Raw genomic sequence first — 22509 nt, 5'->3', positions numbered from 1 at the left:
CACACGCAGAGCTCGACCATGTCCGACGCCGCCGCCCGCACCCGCCTCGCGACCCACCTGGTGACCAATCAGCCCGATCCGCCGAGCGCGCGCGATCTGCTCGCCGATGACGCCCCGCTCTGCGAGGCGCTGGCCCGCGAGGCGCCGGCGTGGGTGACCAGGCGCCTCGCACCCCTGGGCCGCGAGGCCGGCAGCGACGAGGTCCAGGCGCTGGGCGAGGCCGCCAACCGCCACCCGCCGGAGCTGCACCTGTTCGACCGCCACGGCCGGCGGCTCGACGAGGTGCGCTACCACCCGGCCTATCACGCCCTGATGCATCTCGCCATCGACCACGGCTGGCACGCCGTGGCCTGGCAGGAGGAGGGGCGCGGCGGCCATCAGGCCCACGTCGCCGCCCTCTACCTGCTGACCCAGGCCGAGCCCGGGTTCTGCTGCCCGATCACCATGACCCACGCCGCCCTGCCGACGCTGCGCCAGTCACCCGCCGCCGAGGCCTACTGGGCCCCGGGCCTGTTGGCCTGGGACTACGACCCGCGCGCGCGGCCGGCCACCGAGAAGAGCGGCCTGACCGTCGGCATGGCGATGACCGAGAAGCAGGGCGGCAGCGACGTGCGGGCCAATTCCACGCGAGCCGAAGCCCTCGCCACCAATTCCACGCGAGCCGAAGCCCTCGCCACCACTTCCACGCGAGCCGAAGCCCTCGCCACCACTTCCACGCGAGCCGTAGCCCTCGCCACCACGCGCGCCGAGCCCCACTCCCCCTCGAGGGATGACGGCTGGCGGCTGACCGGCCACAAGTGGTTCTGCAGCGCTCCCATGTCCGATGCCTTCCTGACCCTCGCCCAGACCGACGAGGGCCTCTCCTGCTTTCTCGTGCCGCGCTTCACCCCCGAGGGTGAGCGCAACGCCATCGAGCTGCAGCGCCTCAAGGAGAAGTGCGGCAACCGCGCCAACGCCTCGGCGGAGATCGAGTACCGCGGCGCCTGGGCCGAGGGGATCGGCGAGCCCGGGCGCGGCATCGCCACCATCCTGGCGATGGTCCAGCAGACCCGGCTCGATGCCGCCACCGCCCCGGTGGGCATGATGCGCCAGGCCCTGGTCGAGGCCTGGCGGCACGTGCGCGAGCGTCACGCCTTCGGCCGCGTCCTGGCCGAGCAGCCGCTGATGAGAGTGCTGCTGGCCGACATGGCCGTGGAGGTGGAGGCCGGCCTGGCGCTCTCGATGCGCGCCGCCCGAGCCTTCGACGGCGCGGCCCGCGGCGAGGCGAGCGAAGCCGCCCTGGCACGGCTGCTGCCCACCCTGGCCAAGTACTGGCACAACAAGCGCACCCCCGCCTTCATGGCCGAGGCCATGGAGTGCCTGGGCGGCATCGGCTACGTCGAGGAGACGCCACTCGCTCGGCTCTACCGCGAGGCGCCGGTCAACTCGATCTGGGAGGGCTCGGGGAACGTGATCTGCCTGGACCTGCTGCGGGTGCTGGCGCGTCATCCGGCGTCGCTCGCGGCCGTACGCGAGGAGATAGTCGCCGCGCGCGGCCGCCAGGCCGACCTCGATCGCGCCTGGAACCAACTGGAGGCCGAGCTTGGCGCACCGCCGGAGACGCTGGAGCCCCGTGCCCGCTGGCTGGCCCAGCGCCTCGCCCAGTGCCTGCAAGGGGCGCTGCTGCTGCGCCACGGCCCGCCGGCGGTGGCCGAGACCTTCTGCCGCTCGCGGCTAGGCGGCGAGGCCGGCCCGGCCTACGGCGTGCTGCCGGGCGATGCCCCGCTGGTGGCGCTGCTGGCGCGAATCGGCGACTGAGCCCCGGCCAGCGCCAGAATCTCGACGGCGGGCATCGGCCGCCCCAGGCCGAAGCCCTGCACGTGGGTGCAGCCGAAGCGCTCCAGGGTCGGCAGGCAGGCGAGATCCTCAATCCCCTCGGCCACCACGCGGATGCCCAGCCGACGCCCGAGCAGCGCCACCGCCTCGACGATGGCGGCGTCCTGGGGGTCCTCGAGCAGGCGGCTGACGAAGCTGCGGTCGACCTTGAGTTCGCTGATCGGCAGCAGCTGCAGCCGCGCCAGTGACGAGAAGCCCACCCCGAAGTCATCCACCGAGACCTCCAGGCCGCTCAGGTGCAGCCGAGCCGCGACCCCACTCAGGCGTCCGGTGGTGAGCTCGAACTGGGGCTGGTAGTGAAGGGTGATCTCCTGGCGGGCGAAGGCCCGATCCAGTTCCTCGAGGCGACACGGGTGGAGGGCATCGGGCTCGCCGTCGGCGGCCGGGGCCTCGAGCCGTCGGCGCAGCTCGGAGAGCCGCATCGGCTTGTCCAGCGAGGGCAGCATCGAGAGCCCCAGGGCCTGGCCCAGCCGCTCGGCGATGCGCACGATCTTGCGCTCGACTCCGCTGAGCAGCAGCACCCGGCCGCGGTAGCCGCTCTCGGCGAGCCGGCGCAGCATGGCGAAGCCATCGTGCTGGCCGAACTCGAGGGCCATGATGACCAGGTGCGGGCGGCGCGCCACGACTTCGCCGATCAGGTGCTGGCCCTGACGACAGTAGCGAGAGTCCATTCCCAGAGTACGCAGCTGCAAGGAGAGTGTGGCGGCAGCATCGGGGTCCTCCTCGAGCACCACGGCCAGCCGCGAGGCCTGCATTGTCAGATCGTTCATCCAGGATGATTCCAGCCAGTAGACTCGTGTTCAGCCTACCAGCAAAACGCCTGACTCAACGGCTCAAGGTGCATCATACGAATCAACGTTGGCGGTCCATCGAGAGAACTAGTCAGTTGATTCAATCGACATCATCAGCCGACGGGGTCGGTCGAGAGCATCAGCCGAGCGGCCCCGCCACCACCCGCAGCGCCAGCGCCAGCAGCAGCACGCCGGTGAGGCGATTGAGCCAGTGGGCTCGCGCCTGCAGCCACGGCAGCACCCGCGAGTGCGACAGGCCCACCGCCACCAGCACGTACCAGCCGGCATCGATGACCATCGCCGTACCGACCACCAGCGCCTTGGCCGCGAGGCTCATCTCCGGCGTGACGAACTGGCTGAGCAGAGCGATGAAGAAGAGGATCAACTTGGGGTTGGCCAGGGCCACCAGCATGCCCTCGCGGGCGGCCTGGCGGCGGCTGGTGGCGCTGCCCGTGGCGTTCAGGGCGCCCGCGCGGCCGGCCATCAGGGCCTTGATGCCGAGCCATGCCAGGTAGGCGGCTCCCGCCCAGGTGATCACCTGGAACAGCGCCGGCAGGCGCACGATCACCGCGCCCAGCCCCCATACCGTCAGCAGGGCATAGAGGCCCACGCCCAGGGCATGGGCGAGCGCCGCCGAGACGCCCGGCATGCGCCCGCCGCCCAGGGTGTGGCGCAACACCATGGCCAAGCTCGGGCCGGGCGACATGGCGCCCATGGCACAGACCGCGGCCAGTGACAGCCATAACGAAAAGGGCATGTACCGCCTCCTGAATCCCGGGTATTGCTGTGGTTCACGGCTATTCTCGCTGGTCACATAGCCGCAGACCTAGAGTCAACAGTTAGAGAACAGTGTTTACAAACACTGTTTTTATACTAGCCTGAGCGAATAGGGAACCATGTAGCCGCAAACTCGATTCCCGCTCCCACTGGCACGGGCGGCAAGACCCTCACCTGCACATACCGTCAAGCATCCTGAGCCAGCGCCCTTACAAGATACTTGAGGAGAGACAGCCATCATGACCATCGTCATTGCCACCCCGCTCGCATCCAGCTGGCAGCACGTCCATGCCGACTGGTGGCAGGACGATCAAGGCAACGATATCCATCGTGTCGAGATCGATGGCGACGCACTCTACCACTGCCACCACGCCGGATCGCCGCTGCCCTGGGATGCGGTAACCACCAGCCTAGGCGAGGCCATGGCGATCGCCTCGAGGACCCCGGAACACCGGTGCACAACGCCGTGATGCTCTGCAGAGTGGGGTAGCCGGCCGAGTGATCGACTGGACTTGAACAGCGGCGGGAGATGCACGACAGACTCCTACCGGTGGAACTGGCCTTCCCGCTCGGGCTGCCAGAGGATGGCATCGATGCGCAGCCGCGACTCGCGGCCGCCCGGCAGCGGCCAGGCGATGGTATCGCCGATGCGCAGCCCCAGCAGGGCCGCGCCCACCGGCGCCATCACCGAGATGCCGTCCTCGGTAGTGCTCAGCGCATGGGGATAGACCAGGGTGCGGATGATCTGGCGGTCGCGGCCCAGGTCGGTGAACTGCACCTGGCTGCACATGCTGACCACGTCCTCGGGGATGACCTCCGGGTCGACGACCTCGCCGCGCGCCAGCTCCTCCTCGAGGGCCTCGGCCACCGCCAGGGTGTCGTCGTCGGCAGCGTCGATGAGCCGCTGCAGCCGCTCGGCATCGAGCCGGTTGATGATAAGGGGGGGACGCGTCGTCATAAGGCCTCCAGAACACCGTCAACGTTGATTGCACGCTTGCGGGGTTGCCAACGAAAACAGCCCTCCACCGACAAAAGGGCGAAGGACTGTGAATCAGTTACTCTACGCCATCCCGTCAGGCGGCGACAGTCCCTCCGCGAGCCGGTCATCGGGAGACTGCAGCTCGGGCGATCAAGCAGTTACACTGGCCGGACACCCGTATGGAGAGCCCACCATGTCGGTTCGCACCCTGGCCATCGCCCTGCTCATACTCGGCGCCCTGCTGCCTATCATCGGCTGGCAGACCCAGAGCCCCGTCGGTTTCGTCGGCCCCGCCCTGCTGCTGCTCGGTGTCCTGCTGCTGTGGACACGCAAGCGCCATGGCCGGTGAGGCCATCGACCGCGAGTCGGAAAGCTCCCCGGGCGACCTGAGCCGGCTGCTGGCGCGGGTCCAGCGGGCCGGGGACCACGCCGAGAGCGTCAGCCTCAAGGCGATCCTCGACAGCCTCGGGCGGCGCTCCTTCGCCCCCTTCCTGCTGGTGGCAGGACTCGTCACCCTGGCGCCGTTGATCGGCGACATCCCTGGCGTGCCCACCCTGATGGCGATGCTAGTGGTGCTCGCCGCCGCGCAGCTGCTGGCCGGCCGGGAGCACATCTGGCTGCCGAGCTGGCTGCTGCGTCGCCGGGTCTCCCGGGCACGCTTCATCGCGGTCATCCGCTGGATGCAGCGACCGGCGCGCTGGATCGATCGCCTGCTCAAGCCGCGCCTGACGCTGCTCATCCGCCAGCCTGCGCACCTCCCCGTGGCCATGACCAGCCTGCTGATCGCCCTGGCCATGCCGCCCATGGAGGTAGTGCCCTTCACCGCCAACGGCGCGGGGCTCGCCCTGACGCTGTTCGCCCTGGCGCTGCTCGCCCACGACGGCCTGATGGCCCTGCTAGGCTACTTACTGACCTTCGGCACCTTGGCCCTGGTCATCGTCGGCCTGGCCTGAGGCATCCCTTCTCGACAGCGCTCCCGACGCCACGGAGCCCCCATGGCAGCCACAGACACCCATCCGAAGAGACGCCTCAAGCGAGGCCTCGCCCTGGCGGCGCGGGCCGGCTATGTCGCCAAGGGCGTGGTCTACCTGCTGGTCGGGGGCTTGGCCGCGCTGGCCGCGGCCGGCCTGGGCGGCAGCCATGCCGGCACCAAGGCGGCCATCAACCAGCTGGTCCACCAGCCCTTCGGCGACACCATGCTGGGGCTGCTCGGCGCGGGACTGTTCGCCTATGCCCTCTGGCGGCTGCTCCAGGCGCTGCTGGATACCGAGGAGGTCGGCCGCGGGCTCAAGGGGCTCGTCACGCGCCTGGGCTTCACGATCAGCAGCCTCATCCACGCCAGCCTCGGGGTCTACTGCATCGACCTGTTGCGCAATGCGGCGATGTCGTCGGGCGAGGCCGAGACGCAGGACCGCACCGCCCTGCTGATGAGCCACCGGGGAGGCGTCATCCTGGTCTTAGCCGTCGGCCTGGTGTTCCTGGGGATCGGCCTGCGCCAGCTGTGGCGCGCCTTCGCCCGCACCTACCTCGGCAACTGGCACCACCGGCAGATGAGCACCGGCCAGCGCCGCCTCTTCGAGGGCATCACTCGCTGGGGCCTCTCGGCGCGCGGAGTGGTCTTCCTGATCATCGGCCTGTTCCTGTGCATCGCCGCCTGGCGAACCGACCCCAGCCAGGCCCAGGGCCTGGGCGGCGCCCTGACCGTGCTCGCCGCCCAGCCCTTCGGCCCCTGGCTGCTCGGCGCGGTGGCCCTCGGGCTGTTCGGCTACGGGCTCTACTGCCTGATCAACGCCGGCTTTCGGGATACCAGCGTCGACTGAGCAGGCACACGAAAACGCCACGCCTCGTGGAGAGCGCAGGGATCGATCGATAGAGATAAGGGTGGTGCTGGGGAGGCGCCGCGGAGGGCGTGGTGGTGCTGGTACCGGCGGTCGGACTCGAACCGACAAGGGCTTGCACCCGGCGGATTTTGAATCCAAACAACAACTTACGCGCCACGCCGAGAAACAGATTTTCCTAAAGTGTGACACCTGATTGGGTAGGGAACTATGGCATCCTAGCCTCAGGGCTCTGCCTTCACAATCACCAACATGACTCTATGTCTCTGATCAAGATCGTTACCTAAGCTATCCGTCCCACGGACGGCCACAGCCAATCCACAGGTTATCCACTTGATGGGGCCAGAAAAGCACTCTATGTTGTGCCTCGTGCCTTGGAAATCGGCGTATCTTGTGTTTTGCGACAGAAATGCAGAGACAAGAATCAGCCTTGTGGACAAGGTCACAACGAAGAAAGGCCCAACCTCAGTTAAGGAAGGGCCTTTCAATATCCATCAGCAGCAGCTTGCTGGTGGGAGGAGGTAACCCGAACCACGGTCGATGCGGCAGCGTGAGCGCAGAGCTGGCGGGGGAGGACGAGCGCACATAAGTATCCTGCCGCTTGATGCTCTCAATGCGCAGGTGATAAAGAACTCCGTCGGCGCTCTCAGGACCCTGCTATGCACTCGCTTGAAGCTTGGGGTCGCCGACACCGCACATCCGCATCGGAGCCTGGAGTCTGGAGTCTGGAGTCTGGAGTCTGGAGTCTGGAGTCTGGAGTCTGGAGTCTGGCCAGGCTGAGAGAAATCCTATCCTGCGCATACCGCCCTCAAGTGTGCAATGCAGCATGAATTTTGGTAGAGTGCTCAGCTTTCCACGGGATGACATGCAATTTCACCGGGCAAGCCCTGGTGCTATGGACGATGTCGATCATCGCGATAGAAGGCTAAAGCACCCCATGACAACCTCTTTCTCAGGGCTGATGACTCCGCCCTAGCGCTCCCCCCCTTCTGGGCTCGCCCGCTGTCAACGAGGCGACACGCCCGATCCTCACGCTACGTCAAAGGCGTTATCTCTGACCCGATACGTGCGTGACTCCCACATTTCATTGCTTTGCTCTGCGCCTATCTGGGTGTCGGGTGGCTGTGTGCGTCATCGCTATCGTGTCACGAGGCTGAACTGATTCATCCCCTGACTGGACCGCAGCATGTACGAAAAAATGAAATTGAGTTGGTTCTCCAATCTCAAGGGCGACACCCTGGCGGGCATCGTCGTCGCCCTGGCGCTGATCCCCGAGGCCATTGCCTTCTCCATCATCGCCGGGGTCGACCCCAAGGTCGGCCTCTACGCCTCCTTCGCGATCTGCGTGATCATCGCCTTTACCGGCGGGCGTTCGGGGATGGTCTCGGCGGCCACCGGCGCCATGGCGCTGCTGATGATCACCCTGGTCAAGGAGCACGGCCTGGAGTACCTGCTGGCCGCGACCCTGCTGACCGGGGTGCTGCAGATCATCGCCGGCTATCTCAGGCTTGCCGAGCTGATGCGCTTCGTGTCGCGCTCGGTGGTCACCGGCTTCGTCAACGCCCTGGCGATCCTGATCTTCATGGCCCAGCTGCCGGAACTGACTGGGGTGACCTGGCACGTCTACGCCATGACGCTGGCCGGTCTGGCGATCATCTACGGCTTCCCCCTGGTACCGGTGATCGGCAAGACCATCCCCTCGCCGCTGGTCTGTATCGTGGTGCTGACCGCCGTCTACATGATGACCGGCATGGAGATCCGCAGCGTCGGTGACATGGGCGAGTTGCCCGATAGCCTGCCGGTGTTCCTGTGGCCCGAGGTGCCGCTCAACCTCGAGACTCTGACGATCATCTTCCCCACCGCACTGATGCTGACCGTGGTGGGCCTGCTGGAGTCGATGATGACCGCGACCATCATCGACGACCTGACCGACACCCGCAGTGACAAGAACCGCGAGTGCAAGGGACAGGGCATCGCCAACATCGGTGCCGGCCTGCTCGGCGGCATGGCGGGCTGCGCGATGATTGGCCAGTCGGTGATCAACATCAAGTCCGGCGGTCGCCGTCGCATGTCGACCCTGATCGCCGGCGTGTCGCTGCTGCTGATGGTGGTGTTCCTGGCCGACTGGGTCTCCCAGATTCCCATGGCCGCGCTGGTGGCGGTGATGATCATGGTCGCCATCGGCACCTTCAGCTGGAGCTCCATCAAGGACCTCAAGAAGCACCCGATGAGCACCAACTTCGTTATGGTCGCCACCGTGGTGGTGACCGTGGGGACCCACAACCTGGCCATCGGCGTCTTCGTCGGCGTGCTGCTTGCGGCCATGTTCTTCGCCAACAAGGTGGGCAACATCCTCTACATCGGCAGCGAGGAGGCCGACGAGGGGAGCCGGCGCATCTACCGGGTGGTGGGGCAGGTGTTCTTCGCTTCCTCCGAGCGCTTCGGCGAGGCCTTCGACTTCAAGGAGACGGTGGAGAAGGTCACCATCGACCTGTCGCGCGCCCACTTCTGGGACATCACCGCCGTTCAGACCCTGGACAGGGTGGTGATCAAGTTCCGCCGCGAGGGCACCGAGGTAGAGATGATCGGCCTCAACGAGGCAAGCGCCACCATCGTCGACCGCTATGCGGTGCATGATGACCCCGAAGCCGTCGAGAAACTGATGGGCGGTCACTGACGCATCGACGGTTGTTCCGTCCCGGTGGACTCGCCGGGACGGGACCGTCCGATGACCCGTCATACAGGAGATCTTCCCCCTGTCCGGCTTCCCCGGCGCGATGCTGGACTGGTCCGATCCATCCCTACCTCCAACGCCAATGTTGATCACCATGCCCCACGACCAAGCGACCCTCGCCACGCCACGCCCTTCCTCCCCCCGATTGTTGCTGGGGGGCGCCTTTCGCAACTTCCTGGGCAACTCGCCGATCTGGTACAAGATCACCATTCTTGCCTTTCTCGTCTTCAATGCTCTCTGCCACTGGTCCTTGGGGGAGCAGTCCGGGACCTTGTTGGGCTGGCTGCTGCTGGGCCAGTTTATCTTTACCTTGGCTATGGCCCTGAAGTGCTACCCGCTGTTGCCCGGGGGCCTGCTGGCCCTGCAGGCCGTTGCCCTCGGACTGACCTCTCCGGAGTCGGTGCTCGGCGAGGTGGAGCACAACCTGGCGGTGATCCTGCTGCTGATGTTCATGGTGGCGGGGATTTATTTCATGAAGAACCTGCTGCTCTTCACTTTCACCAAGCTGCTGATCCATGTGCGCTCCAAGTACCTTCTGTCGCTGCTCTTCTCGGTGATGGCGGCGTTTCTCAGCGCCTTCCTGGATGCCCTGACGGTGACCGCGGTGATCATCGCCATCGCCGTGGGCTTCTACTCCGTCTACCACAAGGTGGCCTCCGGCAAGAGCTACGACCATAACCACGACCACAACGACGACGAGGAGGTGCGCACCGAGCTGCGCAGCGAGCTGGAGGACTTCCGCGCCTTCCTGCGCTCGCTTCTGATGCACGGCGCCGTGGGCACCGCCCTGGGCGGCGTGGCCACCATGGTGGGCGAGCCCCAGAACCTGCTGATCGCCAAGGAGATGGAGTGGGGCTTCGCCGACTTCTACCTCAATATGCTGCCGGTGAGCCTGCCGGTGCTGGTGGCGGGGCTGCTCACCTGCCTGGCCCTGGAGAAGCTGCAGTGGTTCGGCTACGGCGCCGCCATGCCCAAGACCATTCGCAAGATTCTCAAGGACTATGACCACTACAAGGCCAGCAAGCGCACCAATCGGGAACGTGCCCAACTGATTGCCCAGGCCCTGGTGGCCGTCTTCCTGGTGGCGGCCCTGGCCCTGCATCTGGCCGAGGTGGGGCTGATCGGCCTGGCGGTGATCGTGCTGCTGACCAGCTTCAACGGCGTCAGCGACGAGCACCAGATCGGCAAGGCCTTCCAGGAGGCGCTGCCCTTCACCTCCCTGCTGGTGGTCTTCTTCACCGTGGTTTCGGTGATCCATAGCCAGCACCTCTTCCAGCCCTTTATCGAGATGGTGCTGGCCCAGCCGGCAGAAGGGCAGGCGGGGCTCTTGTTCTTCGCCAACGGCCTGCTCTCGGCGATCTCCGATAATGTCTTCGTGGCCACCGTCTATATCAGCGAGCTCAAGGCGGCCTTCCTGCGCGGCGACCTGGGCGCCGAACAGTTCCGCTTGCTGGCCATCGCCGTCAATGCCGGCACCAACCTGCCCAGCGTGGCCACCCCCAACGGACAGGCCGCTTTCCTGTTTCTGCTCACCTCAGCTATCGCGCCGCTGCTGCGGCTCTCCTACGGCAGGATGGTGATCATGGCCTTCCCCTATGCAGTAGTGATGACCCTGGTCGGTTATTGGGGAGTGACCCACTGGGTAAGTTGAGGCCGATGAACTCGAGGCTCCGCGTTCCTGTCGGCAAGCGGGAAGGGGCGAGGATCCACAAGCCAATCAAAAGGATACGTATAGAATGACAGAACAGGTAATGGCCGCCATCGATGGCTCACAGTTTTCCGAGGGCGTCAGCGACTACGCCGCCTGGGCGAGCCTGGCACTGGGTGCCCCGCTGACCTTCTTGCACGTGAACGACAACCACCTGCCGCCGGAAGAGCGAAACCTTTCCGGCAACTTGCTGGCTGGCGGTCGTGAGCGACTGCTCAAGGAGTTCGCCCAACTCGACGAACAGCGCGCCAAGGTGGCCCAGGAACAGGGCCGGCTAATGATCAAGGCGGCTATCGAGCGGGCCGTCGAGGATGGCGTGAGAGACCCCTCCGGCCGCCAGCGCAATGGCACGCTGGTGGAGACCCTCGAGGAACTCCAGGGAGAGATTCGCCTGCTGGTGGTGGGCAAGCGTGGCGAGACGGCCCACCAGAACAGCGGCCACCTGGGTTCCAATCTGGAGCGGGTGGTGCGTACTCTTCATCGGCCGATCCTGATGGTCCCCCACACCTACAAGGCTCCCGAGAAGGTGATGCTGGCCTTCGACGGCAGCAAGACCACCCGCAAGGGGGTGGAGATGCTGGCCAAGAGCCCGCTGTTCGAGGGGATTCCGGTACATGTCGTGATCGTCGGTGCCGAGACCGGCGACAACCGCTCCCAGCTCGACTGGGCGCTCAAGGCCCTGCGTGATGAGGGCCATGAGGCCGAGGGCGCCATCCGCGCCGGCGAAGTGGAGGCGACGCTCCATGCCTACCAGGAGGAGCACAGCATCGACCTGCTGGTAATGGGCGCCTACGGTCATTCACATATCCGCCACCTGCTGGTAGGCAGTACCACCAGCGAGATGCTGCGCAAGTCGCACATACCGGTGCTGCTGCTGCGTTGAAGTTTCCGAAACCGGCCCACCGCTCCTTTGGTGTGTGCCGGTTTTTTTCTTTCCAGGCACGCCAGTGCCCTGTATAGGAGCCCAAAAATTGACGATCCTTCCGCCCTGATCCGCGCTTCCGTTATGCCCCACTCACACCGAGGACCCCTGATGACATCACCTCTCCTGGCGAGAGGGCAGAACAAGGAAGCGCCCCTTGAACAGCAAGACCTTTTCTCATTCGGCTTTTTTCGATGAAACCTCTTCCTCGCAGCGCTTCGTCGCTGAGCTGCTGGAGAAAGCAGATATCCGCATCAACGGCGACCGCCCCTGGGATATCAAGTTCAACGCTCACGGCGTCATCGACGAGGCACTGACCCGCGGCAACCTGGGCCTTGGCGAGAGCTACATGAACGGTGACTGGGACGCCGAGCGCCTGGACGAGTTCTTCTTCCGCCTGCTGCGCGCCTGCCTCCCCGAGCAGGTCAATCCACGCAAGCTGGTCTTCCATCACCTTCGCACCCGCTTGCTCAATCTGCAGACCGCCAGCCGCGCCTTCGAGGTGGGCGAGGCCCACTACGACCTCGGCAACGACTTCTACGCCGCCATGCTCGACCCGCGCATGACCTATACCTGCGGCTACTGGAGAGAGGCCGACGACCTGGCGCAGGCCCAGGAGGCCAAGCTCGACCTCATCTGTCGCAAGCTCGAGCTGGAACCCGGCATGCGGGTGCTCGACATCGGCTGCGGCTGGGGCAGCTTCATGGCCTATGCCGCCGAGCACTACGGCGTGGAGTGCGTGGGCCTGACCATCTCCCGCGAGCAGGCCGACTACGGCAAGAGCCTGATGCAACAGGGCCTGCCAGTAGAGTTCCGCCTCAAGGACTACCGCGACGAGACCGAGCAGTTCGATCGCATCGTCAGCATCGGCATGTTCGAGCACGTGGGTCACAAGAACTACCGCACCTACATGGCAGTCGCGAATCGTTGTCTCAAGGACGACGGCCTCTTCCTGCTGCACACCATCGGCAAGAACGTGCGTGGCACTTCGCCGGATCCCTGGATCGACAAGTACATCTTCCCCAACGGCGAGCTGCCGGCCCTGGGCCATGTCACCGATGCCGCCGAGGAGCTGTTCGTGGTCGAGGATCTGCACAACTTCGGCGCCGACTACGACAAGACCCTGATGGCCTGGCACGAGAACTTCGAGGCCGCCTGGCCGCAATTTGCCGATGCCTACGGCGAGCGCTTCTACCGCATGTGGCGCTACTACCTGCTGAGCTGTGCCGGGGCCTTCCGCGCCCGCGACATCCAGCTCTGGCAATTCGTGCTCAGCAAGAAGGGCGTGCTCGGCGGCTATCGCCGCGTCAGCTGAAACGCTATCCATCCATCACTCACTCACCTGGAAGTTCCGATGAGCGACTACTCCCTGTTTACCTCCGAGTCCGTGTCCGAAGGGCATCCGGACAAGATTGCCGACCAGATCTCCGACGCGGTGCTCGACGCCATCATCGCCCGCGACAAACACGCCCGGGTGGCCTGCGAGACGCTGGTCAAGACCGGCGTGGCCATCGTCGCCGGCGAGATCACCACCTCGGCCTGGGTCGACCTCGAGGCGCTGGTGCGCCAGGTGATCACCGGCATCGGCTACACCTCCTCGGACGTCGGCTTCGACGGCGAGACCTGTGGCGTGCTCAACCTGATCGGCAAGCAGAGCGTGGACATCGCCCAGGGGGTCGACCGTGCCAAGCCCGAGGACCAGGGTGCCGGCGATCAGGGCCTGATGTTCGGCTACGCCAGCAATGAGACCGACGCCTACATGCCGGCGCCGATCCACTACGCCCACCGGCTGGTGGAGCGCCAGGCCGAGCTGCGCCGACACGGCCTGCTGCCCTGGCTGCGCCCCGACGCCAAGAGCCAGCTGACCTTTCGCTACGATGCCCAAGGCATGCCCTGTGCCGTCGACGCCGTGGTGCTCTCCACCCAGCACGACCCGGACATCGACCAGGCAGAGCTGCGCACGATGGTGCGCCGCGAGATCATCGAGCCGGTGATCCCCGCCGAGTGGCTGACCGAGACCACCAAATACCACATCAACCCCACCGGCACCTTCGTGATCGGCGGCCCGGTGGGCGACTGTGGCCTGACCGGGCGCAAGATCATCGTCGACACCTACGGCGGCACGGCCCGCCACGGCGGCGGCGCCTTCTCCGGCAAGGACCCCTCCAAGGTCGACCGCAGCGCCACCTATGCCGGCCGCTATGTGGCCAAGAACCTGGTCGCCGCCGGCCTGGCCGACAAGTGCGAGATCCAGGTCTCCTACGCCATCGGCGTGGCCGAGCCGACCTCGGTCGCCGTCAATACCTTCGGTACCGGCCGGGTGGACGACGCCCGGATCATCGAGCTGGTGCGCGAGCACTTCGACCTGCGGCCCAACGCCATCACCCACATGCTCGACCTGCTGCATCCCATGTATCAGCTGACCGCGGCCTACGGCCATTTCGGTCGCGAGCCCTTCGAGGCCAGCTACACCTGGACCGACACCCAGGGCCATGGGCACACCGAGACCTTCACGGCCTTCCCCTGGGAGGCCATCGACAAGGCCGCTGCCCTGCGCGACGCCGCCAGGCTCTGACCCCCGACGACACGGAGAGACAAGATGTCCCAGAAGCTCTACTGCATCGCCAATTTCAAGCCCAAGCCCGGCCGCGAACAGGCCGTGTTCAAGGCCCTGCAGGCACTCGAGCCCAATGCCCATCGCGAGGACGGCTGCCTCCAGTACACGGTGACCCGGCACATCGACCACCCCAATGCCCAGGGTGCCAGCTACCCCATCGTCTTCCACGAGATCTGGGCCAGCCGAGAGGCCTTCGAGGCGCACTGCAACCGCCGCGAGATCAAGGCGTTCTTCGCCAGCCAGGTCGAGGCGGACGACGGCGACGTGGATCATGCCAATGTCTGCATATACACCGACGAGCCCCACGGCTACGACGCCCCGGAACTCTAATTCCGACGGAAACGGCACGGGCATGACCGCCCGTGCCCTTAAATATCACAGGAGATCCTCATGACCGAGCAGAAGATGAACGTCGAGAGCTTCAACCTGGACCACACCAAGGTGAAGGCGCCCTACGTGCGCCTGGCCGACATCAAGGCCGGCGAGAATGGCGATCACATCCACAAGTACGACATGCGTATCTGCCAGCCCAACCAGGAACATATGGAGATGCCGTCGCTGCACTCTCTGGAGCACCTGATGGCCGAGCTGTCGCGCAACCACTCCGACAAGGTGGTCGATATCAGTCCCATGGGTTGTCAGACCGGCTTCTACATCGCGATGATCAACCACGACGACTACGCGGGGGTGCTCGCGCTGCTGGAAGGCACGCTCAAGGACGTGCTCGAGGCCACCGAGGTCCCGGCCTGCAACGAGATGCAGTGCGGCTGGGCGGCGAGCCACAGCCTGGAAGGCGCCAAACAGGTCGCCCGTGGCTTTTTGGCCAAGCGCGATGAATGGAGTCGGCTCTTCTCTTGAGACATGGCGTGACGTGAGGTCGATAGCCGACCCACATGTCTACACAGTGCTCGATGGTGGCGCTATCGTGGGGGTACTGGCTCTCATGCGACAGACCCCGTCCCCGGTAAGCCCTGCGAGAAAATTCACGTTGCCGGAGGGCGACTGTCCGGCATGACGTAGGTGAGACGATATGAACCATCCTGAAATTGATATCGAGAAGATCCGCAAGCGGCTCGAGGATCTGCGTGTTGAGCTGATCGAGCAGAGCATCGACAGCAGCGAGTCGCGCGCCACGGTGATGTTGGATCAGCAGTCAGTGGGCCGCCTGTCGCGCATGGATGCCTTGCAGGGCCAGGCCATGGCCAAGGCCGAAGAGCAGCGGCGACAGCAAATGCTGCAGAGGATCGATTCCGCCCTGGCGCGGCTCGATCGAGAAGCGTTCGGTGAGTGCATCGAGTGTGGCGAATGGATCTCGGCCAAACGCCTGGAGCGGGATCCGACCGTGTTGAAATGTATCGATTGTGCAGAGTGAGAAGAGATGCTGAAACTGACACAGAATGATGTGACGATAGAAGTCATCCATCGTGAGAGCCTCGATGACAAGACCCTAGATGCCGTGATGGTGCCAGCTACTGAGGCGCAGCGCCGTGACCTTGGCACCGCGGCAGTGGGTCAGGCCTGGATGGCATGGTCGCACGGTGAGGCCACCCCCAAGATGATCAAGTTCATGCCTCCCTCCAAGGTGTCGGAGGAGGGCGGGGATGAGCTCCTCAAATGCTATCGATTTGCCATACGTGTTGCGAACATACACGAAGTCGCATCCTTGGCCTTACCGCTTCCAGAGGAGATGGGGCTGTCTCCCATCGAGGATGCCCTCGCGGCAAGGCTTTGCCTGACGATCCTCGAGGAAGCCGGGGAGCACCATCATCTGAAGCATCTCCAGCTGATTGCCAGCGGCAATCAGGAGGCCGTGCTATATGCCAATCGGCTCGTCGAGGTGCAGAGTGGCCGTGCCACCTGACTTGAACAGCCGTTCAAGGGTTTGTTATGGTAATTTTGTGTGTACTCGGCCATACAGATACCTTTGCCAAGGTCACTGGTAACTGCAAGAGGAGCAATCCGTTGACACAGTTACTCACCGACACCTTCCCCGGTCCGCCCTAGCGCGTTTCCCTCTATTTGCATCCTGTTCGTCGGCATCTCATGTGATGTCGGACCCTAATGTATGCCCGACTCTCGGTTTTCATAAACCGTGGGTCGAGAGAGGGATTATCAATGAACGGCCAAAATGCCTTTCTCCCCGACGTTGGTAAGCTCTGCTCAGCGGATGGCTGGATCAGCATTCACCACTACCTGCCACTCGCTTCGCGTACGAGCCTGCTGGTGGTCTACCAGGACATGCACGACGCCGGCGTGACGTCGGCCTCCTTCGAGCGGGGACGTTTCCTGAGCCGAACCAATCGGGCCCTGGCACGAGGCGTTCGGGCCTGGCGTTTCCAGGAGGCATGATCCATGAACACTCTTGATCAATCGTCATCATCGCGCGTCCAGCAGCTGCTGGAGCAGGGCTACTTGAGCATCGACCAGCAGCGTCCCAAGCAGAATGACTGTGTAGACTACGACCTGCTGTTCATGGGGCAGCGAGTATCCGGGCATCGCACCCTGTCGGATATGACGCTGGAGGCCGATCAGGCCCTCAACCCCATCGACGCCGCGCTGCTGTCAGGCGCCGGGCCGGGCATCAGTTCGGTGTTCTGGCGCCACCACGACCCGGTGCTCGCCGAGCAGGAGTCGACCATCGCCAGGGAGCCCGCCTGGGATTAGCAACGCGTCGTTTTTCGTGTTGTTCAGAGACTCCCACTTCGCGTTCCCATCAGGTCAACCATGTCATCAAGCCCAACCCTCAAGACTGCCGCCTCTCTCCCGCAGGAGGTGGCGAGACGACGTACCTTCGCCATTATCTCTCACCCGGATGCCGGCAAGACGACGCTGACCGAAAAGCTGCTGATGTACGGCGGAGCCATCCGTTCGGCGGGTACCGTCAAGGGCAAGAAGAGCCAGCAGTTCGCGACCTCGGACTGGATGGAGGTCGAGAAGCAGCGTGGCATTTCGGTGGCCAGCTCCGTCATGCAGTTCGAGCATGACGGCTGCGTGATCAACCTGCTCGACACGCCCGGCCACCAGGACTTCTCGGAGGACACCTACCGGGTGCTCACCGCGGTGGATGCGGCTCTGATGGTCATCGATGCCGCCAAGGGTGTCGAGGCGCAGACCATCAAGCTGCTGGAGGTCTGCCGGCTACGCAGGACGCCGGTGATCACCTTCATCAACAAGATGGACCGCGAGGTACGTGACCCCCTGGAACTGATCGACGAGATCGAGGAGACCCTGGGCATGCCCTGCGCGCCGATCACCTGGCCCATCGGCATGGGCAAGCAGTTCGCCGGCGTCTTCGACCTGGGCAGCGAGCGCATGCTCAAGTTCACCCCGGGGGAGAGTCGTCCCGAGACCGATCTCGAAGTGCTGGAGGGAGAGGATCATCCCTACCTCGTGGAACACTTTCCGATTGCCCACGCCACCTTCAAGGAGGAGGTGGAGATCGTGCGCGAGGCGGCCGAATCCTTCGATCATGAGGCCTTCCTCGCCGGCGATCTCTCGCCGGTGTTCTTCGGCTCCGCGATCAACAACTTCGGGGTGCGCGACATTCTCCAGGCGCTGGTGTCCTGGGCGCCTCCGCCCCGCCAGCGCGAGGCCCGTCAGCGTACGGTACGGCCCGACGATGGTGCCTTTACCGGCATCGTGTTCAAGATCCAGGCCAACATGAATCCCCAGCATCGGGATCGCATCGCCTTCCTGAGGATCTGTTCCGGGGAGTACCGCCAGGGCCTCAAGGCCAGACATGTCAGAAGCGGCAAGACGATCCGCCTCGATCACGCCATCACCTTCATGGCCCAGGAGCGAGCCCATCTCGCCTCCGCCTTTGCGGGCGACATCATCGGCATTCCCAACCACGGTCGCCTGCGTATCGGGGACGTGATCACCGAGGGCGAGGTGCTGGAACTCGAGGGCATCCCCCATTTCTCGCCCGAGATCTTCCGCATGGCGCGGCTCAATGATCCGCTACGTGCCAAGCAGCTCAACAAGGCGCTGCTGGAATTGGGTGAGGAGGGCACCATCCAGGTATTCGAGCCGCTGGAGAAGACGGGCATGATCCTGGGTGCCGTGGGGCAACTGCAGTTCGAGACCGTTGCCCACCGGCTGCAGACCGAATACGGGGTCGATGCTGCCTTCGAGAGCGTGCCGGTACACAAGGCGCTTTGGGTAAGCAGCGAGGATATCGCCGCGATGAAGCGCTTTACCCAGGCCAATGCCAACCGCCTGGCGAGGGATGCCGCCGGGACGCTGGCCTTCATGGCCCCCAACCGATCGATCCTCGAGCTGACTATCGAGAAGTGGCCCGAGATCGACTTCAACAGCACCCGTGAGGTGGGCGCGACCTGATCCCCTTACCCCGAATACCGACCTGAATGGACCACGATGAACCAGAAAGCCGATACCCTCGAGCGAGCTGCCGAGCGGCGGCAGCTCGATCACACCCTGGAGCGCATCGAGGCCAACCTGGAGGCGCTCGAGATACGCCTGGCGGCCTATGCCGAGGATATCCAGGCCCAGAAGGAGTACCTATGGACGAGCCGCGACGAGATGGACCATATCGAGAAGATCTCGGCACGCGAGTCCATCGAGCAGGCGGTGATGACCGGCGACAACGCCCTGGCCCGGCGCCGCAAGCTCGAGAAGCTCCGAAGCTCTCCCTACTTCGGGCGCTTCGACTTCGCCCGGGGGGACAGGGCCGAGCCGGTCTACATCGGCATTCACCACTTCCACGACGACCTCGCTGGGGTGAGCCGCGTCCACGACTGGCGGGCGCCCATCGCCTCGCTGTTCTACGACTACGAGACCGGCCCCGCCACCTACGAGAGCCCCGAGGGGCCGGTGGCCGGCGAGATCTCCCTGAAGCGGCAGTTCCGCATCAAGGGCGGCGAGATCGAGCTGATGATCGACAGCGCGGTGCACGTGGTCGATGAGGTGCTCCAGGAGGAACTGAGCCGTGCCTCCGATGAGGGCATGAAGAATATCGTCGCCACCATCCAGCGCGACCAGAACGCCATCATCCGCAATGACGAGGCCCAGGCGCTGGTCATCCAGGGAGTGGCCGGCTCCGGCAAGACCTCCATCGCCCTGCACCGCATCGCCTTCCTGCTCTACCGCTTCAAGGACAGCCTCGGCTCCGAGGATATCCTGATCATCTCGCCCAACCGGGTGTTCTCCGACTATATCGCCAACGTGCTGCCGGAACTCGGCGAGGAGACGGTCAATCAGGTCGGCATGGAGGAGCTGGCCGATGAGCTGCTCGACGGCCAGTACCGCTTCGAGAGCTTCTTCGAGCAGACCACGGTGCTGCTCGAGAAGGACGACGAGGCGATGAAGGCGCGGCTGCGCTACAAGGCCTCGCCGGAATTCCTGACCGAGCTCGACCGCTACGCCGCCCACGTGGAGGCCAATCGCTTCGCCGCCGAGGACCTGTGGATCGCCCGGCGGCTGGTGCCCGCCTGGCTGCTCGAGGAGGTCTTCCGTAAGCACCGCCACCTGCCCACCAATGAACGCCTCAAGCAGGTGAGCTGGGAGATCGAGCGCAAGATCGGCAACCAGTACAACTACGACCTCGAGCCCGAGGAGCGCAAGCAGCTCAAGGCGGCCGTCAAGACCATGCTCAGGCAGGCGACCCTGCGCGAGACCTACAAGGGCTTCTACGACTGGCTGGGGCGGCCCGAGCTGTTCAGGACCGCCTCGCGGGGGCGGCTGGAGTATGCTGACGTCTTCCCGCTGATCTACCTGAAGATGCGCCTGGAGGGCGTGCGCTCGCGCTGGCGCGAGGTCAAGCACCTGCTGATCGACGAGATGCAGGACTACACCCCGGTGCAGTATGCGGTGATCGGCCGACTCTTCTCGTGCAAGAAGACCATCCTCGGCGATGCCTTCCAGTCGGTGAATCCCTACAGCGCCTCGAAGGCCGAGGAGATACGCCAGGTGCTGCGCCAGTCCTCCTGCGTGACCCTCAACAAGAGCTATCGCTCGAGCCTTGAGATCACCCGCTTCGCCCAGCGTATCTCGCCCAACCCCGACCTGGAGGCGATCGAGCGCCACGGCGAGGAGCCCGAGGTGATCCGTGCCCGCACCCGCCAGGAGGAGCTCGCCACCCTCGCCGAACTGGCGCGCGACTTCGTCGCCTCCGAGCACAACACGCTCGGGATCGTCTGCAAGACCCAGAAGCAGGCAAGGAAGGTCTTCGAGGCGCTGGAGAGCGGTGAGCACGGTGAGTTCGAGCGGCTGCAGCTGCTCGGCGAGACGAGCAGCGCCTTTGGCCAGGGTATCGTGGTGTGCACCGCGCACATGGCCAAGGGCCTGGAGTTCGACCGGGTCATCGTGCCCGAGGTCACGGCCAGGAACTATGCCACCGACATGGAGCGCAACCTGCTCTACGTGGCCTGCACCCGGGCCATGCACCGCCTGGCCCTGACCCATGCCGGCCCCCTGACGCCCTTCCTGGAGTCCGCCTGAGGGGCGGTCTCCGTTTCATGCAACACACCACCCACCATGAGGACCCCCAGGTGAGTCAAACGATAGCGGTATTGAAAGGCGATGGCATCGGCCCCGAGATCATGGAGGCCAGCCTGCGCGTGCTGGATGCGCTCGACTGCGACCTGACCTACGAGTTTCATGATGCCGGTCTTGCCGCCCTGGACAAGCATGGCACCCTGGTACCCCCCGAGACGCTGGCGGCGATAGCGACACACCGCGTGGCCCTCAAGGGGCCGCTGACCACCCCGATCGGCAAGGGGTTCTCCTCCATCAACGTGCAGCTGCGCCGCCACTTCGAACTCTATGCCAACGTGCGTCCGGCGATCAGTTTTCCCGGTACCCGCTCGCGCTATGACAACATCGACCTGATCACGGTGCGTGAGAACACCGAAGGCGCCTATCTCGCCGAAGGCCAGAGCCTCTCCGAGGATGGCGAGACCGCCCTGTCGAGCATTCGAGTGACCCGCAGCGGCTCCGAGCGCATCGTGCGCTACGCCTTCGAGCTGGCTCGACAGAAAGGTCGCCAGAAGGTCACCGCGGTGCACAAGGCCAATATCATCAAGACCAGCTCTGGCCTGTTCCTGGAGGTTGCCCGCGAGGTGGCCAGGGACTATCCCGAGATCGAGTTCCAGGAAATGATCGTCGACAACGCCTGCATGCAGCTGGTGATGAATCCCAACCAGTTCGATGTCATCGTCACCACCAACCTGTTCGGTGACATCCTCTCCGATCTGTGTGCTGGCCTGGTCGGTGGTCTGGGCTTGGCCCCGGGGTCCAACATCGGCAGTGAGGTGGCCATCTTCGAGGCGGTGCACGGCTCGGCGCCGGACATCGCCGGCAAGAAGATTGCCAACCCCTGTGCCCTGCTGCTGGCAGCGGCCGATATGCTCGACCACCTGGGGATGGTGGAGAAGGGTGCAAAGATCCGGGGAGGCATCCGCGAGGTACTGGAGAATGACCGCGAGCAGGTCACGCCGGACATGGGCGGCAACGGCACGACCGATACCTTCGCCGATGCTTTGGTCAAGGTAGTTCGAAGATAAAATGTCCTAGAATGGGGCAAGCTTGCTGGCGTATTTCGCCCGATTTTCCTGCCTCGACTGTAGGGCCTCTGGCCTTTCGAGAATTCGCGCATGATCCATCGACTCCTGCACCGGTGGCGCTGGCTTGGCGCCTGGACCCTGGCCAACCTGCTGCTTGCCTGGTTGATCTCGCTGCGCTATGTCGGCTATATCCAGCCCGAGGGGGCCGAGCAGTGGAGCTACCTGCTGATGGTGTTCCTCGGCCATCTCTCGCTGCTGGTATGGCTGGGGGCCCTGCCGCTGTTCCTGCTGGCCACGCTGTTGCGCGGCATCGGGCTATGGCTGGTGACTACCCTGTGGGCGAGTGGCCTGCAACTGCTGCTGCTGCTTGATACCTTCGTCTACGCTCAGTATCGCTTCCACCTGAGCGGCTTCATCCTCGACCTGCTACTCAACGCCGGGGGGGACGTGTTCAGCTTCTCATGGGTCGCCTGGGCACTGGCCGTCGGCGGCGTGCTGGGCATGTTGGCGGTGCAGGGTGGCCTTGGGCTGCTGTTCAAGCGACGTCCACCTTCACGGCCTGTGGGCGCAATGCTGGCAGTGAGCTTGTTGGCCTTGCTGGGGGTGCATGGTCTCGCTCTATCTTGAGCTGCTGCCCCGGCTTAACGCTGGGACGTGCCAACTGCTCGACACCGTCATGCGCCCGATGTCCTGCCCGAAGTCGAGGATGATCTGGCGCGCCTTATGGATCACCACGGCGGCACGA

Annotated in this window: 23 protein-coding genes and 1 tRNA gene; 20 read left to right on the top strand and 4 right to left on the bottom strand. The window is 64.7% G+C overall.

Annotated elements, in window-relative coordinates:
* The first annotated feature begins 18 nt into the window (after positions 1-18).
* Positions 19-1797 carry an acyl-CoA dehydrogenase family protein gene (locus tag FEI13_RS19355; RefSeq protein ID WP_138179227.1) on the top strand — a complete coding sequence of 593 codons (1779 nt, stop codon included), beginning with the start codon at positions 19-21 and terminating at the stop codon, positions 1795-1797.
* On the opposite strand, the gene FEI13_RS02490 is transcribed toward FEI13_RS19355, so the two are convergent.
* Positions 1737-2645 (bottom strand): EAL domain-containing response regulator, encoded by a 909-nt coding sequence (locus FEI13_RS02490; protein WP_138179225.1) that lies wholly within the window; start codon positions 2643-2645, stop codon positions 1737-1739. The two genes, FEI13_RS19355 and FEI13_RS02490, sit on opposite strands and share 61 nt — an antisense overlap.
* Before the next feature lie 160 nt (positions 2646-2805).
* Complete coding sequence (locus tag FEI13_RS02485) at positions 2806-3423, bottom strand: LysE family translocator (protein WP_138179223.1); 618 nt, start codon at positions 3421-3423, stop codon at positions 2806-2808.
* A 259-nt stretch (positions 3424-3682) separates the two neighbouring features.
* Between FEI13_RS02485 and FEI13_RS02480 the strand changes: the two genes are divergently transcribed.
* Positions 3683-3913, top strand: a complete 231-nt coding sequence (locus FEI13_RS02480; RefSeq protein ID WP_138179221.1) for a hypothetical protein — start codon at positions 3683-3685, stop codon at positions 3911-3913.
* Between the two features lie 74 nt (positions 3914-3987).
* Here FEI13_RS02480 and rnk read toward each other — a convergent pair whose 3' ends face one another.
* Positions 3988-4401: a nucleoside diphosphate kinase regulator gene (gene rnk, locus FEI13_RS02475; protein WP_138179219.1), complete on the bottom strand. Its 414-nt coding sequence runs from the start codon at positions 4399-4401 to the stop codon at positions 3988-3990.
* A 214-nt stretch (positions 4402-4615) separates the two neighbouring features.
* Between rnk and FEI13_RS19035 the strand changes: the two genes are divergently transcribed.
* Genes FEI13_RS19035 through FEI13_RS02465 form a run of 3 tightly spaced genes read left to right on the top strand, consistent with a single transcriptional unit; the run spans position 4616 to position 6242 of the window.
* Entirely contained in the window at positions 4616-4771 is a 156-nt protein-coding gene (locus tag FEI13_RS19035) for a hypothetical protein (protein ID WP_158294502.1), read from the top strand.
* Positions 4761-5375 carry an exopolysaccharide biosynthesis protein gene (locus FEI13_RS02470; protein WP_138179217.1) on the top strand — a complete coding sequence of 205 codons (615 nt, stop codon included), beginning with the start codon at positions 4761-4763 and terminating at the stop codon, positions 5373-5375. Before FEI13_RS19035 ends, FEI13_RS02470 begins: the two co-directional genes overlap by 11 nt.
* Positions 5376-5417: 42 nt before the next feature.
* Positions 5418-6242: a DUF1206 domain-containing protein gene (locus FEI13_RS02465; protein ID WP_138179215.1), complete on the top strand. Its 825-nt coding sequence runs from the start codon at positions 5418-5420 to the stop codon at positions 6240-6242.
* A 99-nt stretch (positions 6243-6341) separates the two neighbouring features.
* Here FEI13_RS02465 and FEI13_RS19030 read toward each other — a convergent pair.
* Positions 6342-6426: transfer RNA gene (locus FEI13_RS19030), tRNA-Leu, on the bottom strand.
* A gap of 1020 nt (positions 6427-7446) precedes the next feature.
* Between FEI13_RS19030 and FEI13_RS02455 the strand changes: the two genes are divergently transcribed.
* The 15 genes from FEI13_RS02455 to FEI13_RS02385 all read left to right on the top strand — a co-directional run bounded on the left by FEI13_RS02455 (position 7447) and on the right by FEI13_RS02385 (position 22391).
* Positions 7447-8937: a SulP family inorganic anion transporter gene (locus FEI13_RS02455; RefSeq protein WP_138179211.1), complete on the top strand. Its 1491-nt coding sequence runs from the start codon at positions 7447-7449 to the stop codon at positions 8935-8937.
* 151 nt (positions 8938-9088) lie between these two features.
* Positions 9089-10645: a sodium/proton antiporter NhaB gene (gene nhaB, locus FEI13_RS02450; protein ID WP_138179209.1), complete on the top strand. Its 1557-nt coding sequence runs from the start codon at positions 9089-9091 to the stop codon at positions 10643-10645.
* An 85-nt stretch (positions 10646-10730) separates the two neighbouring features.
* Complete coding sequence (locus tag FEI13_RS02445; protein ID WP_138179207.1) at positions 10731-11585, top strand: universal stress protein; 855 nt, start codon at positions 10731-10733, stop codon at positions 11583-11585.
* 196 nt (positions 11586-11781) lie between these two features.
* Entirely contained in the window at positions 11782-12939 is a 1158-nt protein-coding gene (cfa, locus tag FEI13_RS02440; RefSeq protein WP_138179205.1) for a cyclopropane fatty acyl phospholipid synthase, read from the top strand.
* Between the two features lie 39 nt (positions 12940-12978).
* A complete protein-coding gene (gene metK, locus FEI13_RS02435; RefSeq protein WP_138179203.1) occupies positions 12979-14199 on the top strand; it encodes a methionine adenosyltransferase in 1221 nt (406 codons plus the stop codon).
* A gap of 24 nt (positions 14200-14223) precedes the next feature.
* The gene (locus FEI13_RS02430; RefSeq protein WP_138179201.1) at positions 14224-14571 is read left to right on the top strand and encodes a putative quinol monooxygenase; all 348 of its coding nucleotides are present in this window, start codon (positions 14224-14226) and stop codon (positions 14569-14571) included.
* Positions 14572-14631: 60 nt separating this feature from the next.
* Complete coding sequence (locus tag FEI13_RS02425; RefSeq protein WP_138179199.1) at positions 14632-15099, top strand: S-ribosylhomocysteine lyase; 468 nt, start codon at positions 14632-14634, stop codon at positions 15097-15099.
* 172 nt (positions 15100-15271) lie between these two features.
* Positions 15272-15613 (top strand): TraR/DksA family transcriptional regulator, encoded by a 342-nt coding sequence (locus tag FEI13_RS02420; RefSeq protein ID WP_138179197.1) that lies wholly within the window; start codon positions 15272-15274, stop codon positions 15611-15613.
* A gap of 6 nt (positions 15614-15619) precedes the next feature.
* Entirely contained in the window at positions 15620-16102 is a 483-nt protein-coding gene (locus FEI13_RS02415) for a hypothetical protein (protein WP_138179195.1), read from the top strand.
* Between the two features lie 254 nt (positions 16103-16356).
* Positions 16357-16590 (top strand): hypothetical protein, encoded by a 234-nt coding sequence (locus FEI13_RS02410; RefSeq protein ID WP_138179194.1) that lies wholly within the window; start codon positions 16357-16359, stop codon positions 16588-16590.
* Positions 16591-16593: 3 nt separating this feature from the next.
* A complete protein-coding gene (locus FEI13_RS02405; RefSeq protein ID WP_138179192.1) occupies positions 16594-16905 on the top strand; it encodes a hypothetical protein in 312 nt (103 codons plus the stop codon).
* 60 nt (positions 16906-16965) lie between these two features.
* A complete protein-coding gene (locus FEI13_RS02400) occupies positions 16966-18582 on the top strand; it encodes a peptide chain release factor 3 (RefSeq protein ID WP_138179190.1) in 1617 nt (538 codons plus the stop codon).
* Between the two features lie 36 nt (positions 18583-18618).
* Positions 18619-20700 (top strand): HelD family protein, encoded by a 2082-nt coding sequence (locus FEI13_RS02395; RefSeq protein WP_138179188.1) that lies wholly within the window; start codon positions 18619-18621, stop codon positions 20698-20700.
* Between the two features lie 50 nt (positions 20701-20750).
* Positions 20751-21764, top strand: coding sequence for an isocitrate dehydrogenase (locus tag FEI13_RS02390; protein ID WP_138179186.1), 1014 nt, complete (start codon positions 20751-20753; stop codon positions 21762-21764).
* Positions 21765-21854: 90 nt separating this feature from the next.
* On the top strand, positions 21855-22391 hold the full coding sequence (locus FEI13_RS02385) for a DUF3413 domain-containing protein (RefSeq protein WP_138179184.1): 537 nt from the start codon (positions 21855-21857) through the stop codon (positions 22389-22391).
* Positions 22392-22509 lie beyond the last annotated feature (118 nt).

The organism is Halomonas urmiana (assembly GCF_005780185.1).
In the GTDB taxonomy this organism is placed as follows: domain Bacteria; phylum Pseudomonadota; class Gammaproteobacteria; order Pseudomonadales; family Halomonadaceae; genus Halomonas; species Halomonas urmiana.
This window is presented reverse-complemented; position numbering and strand designations above follow the sequence as displayed.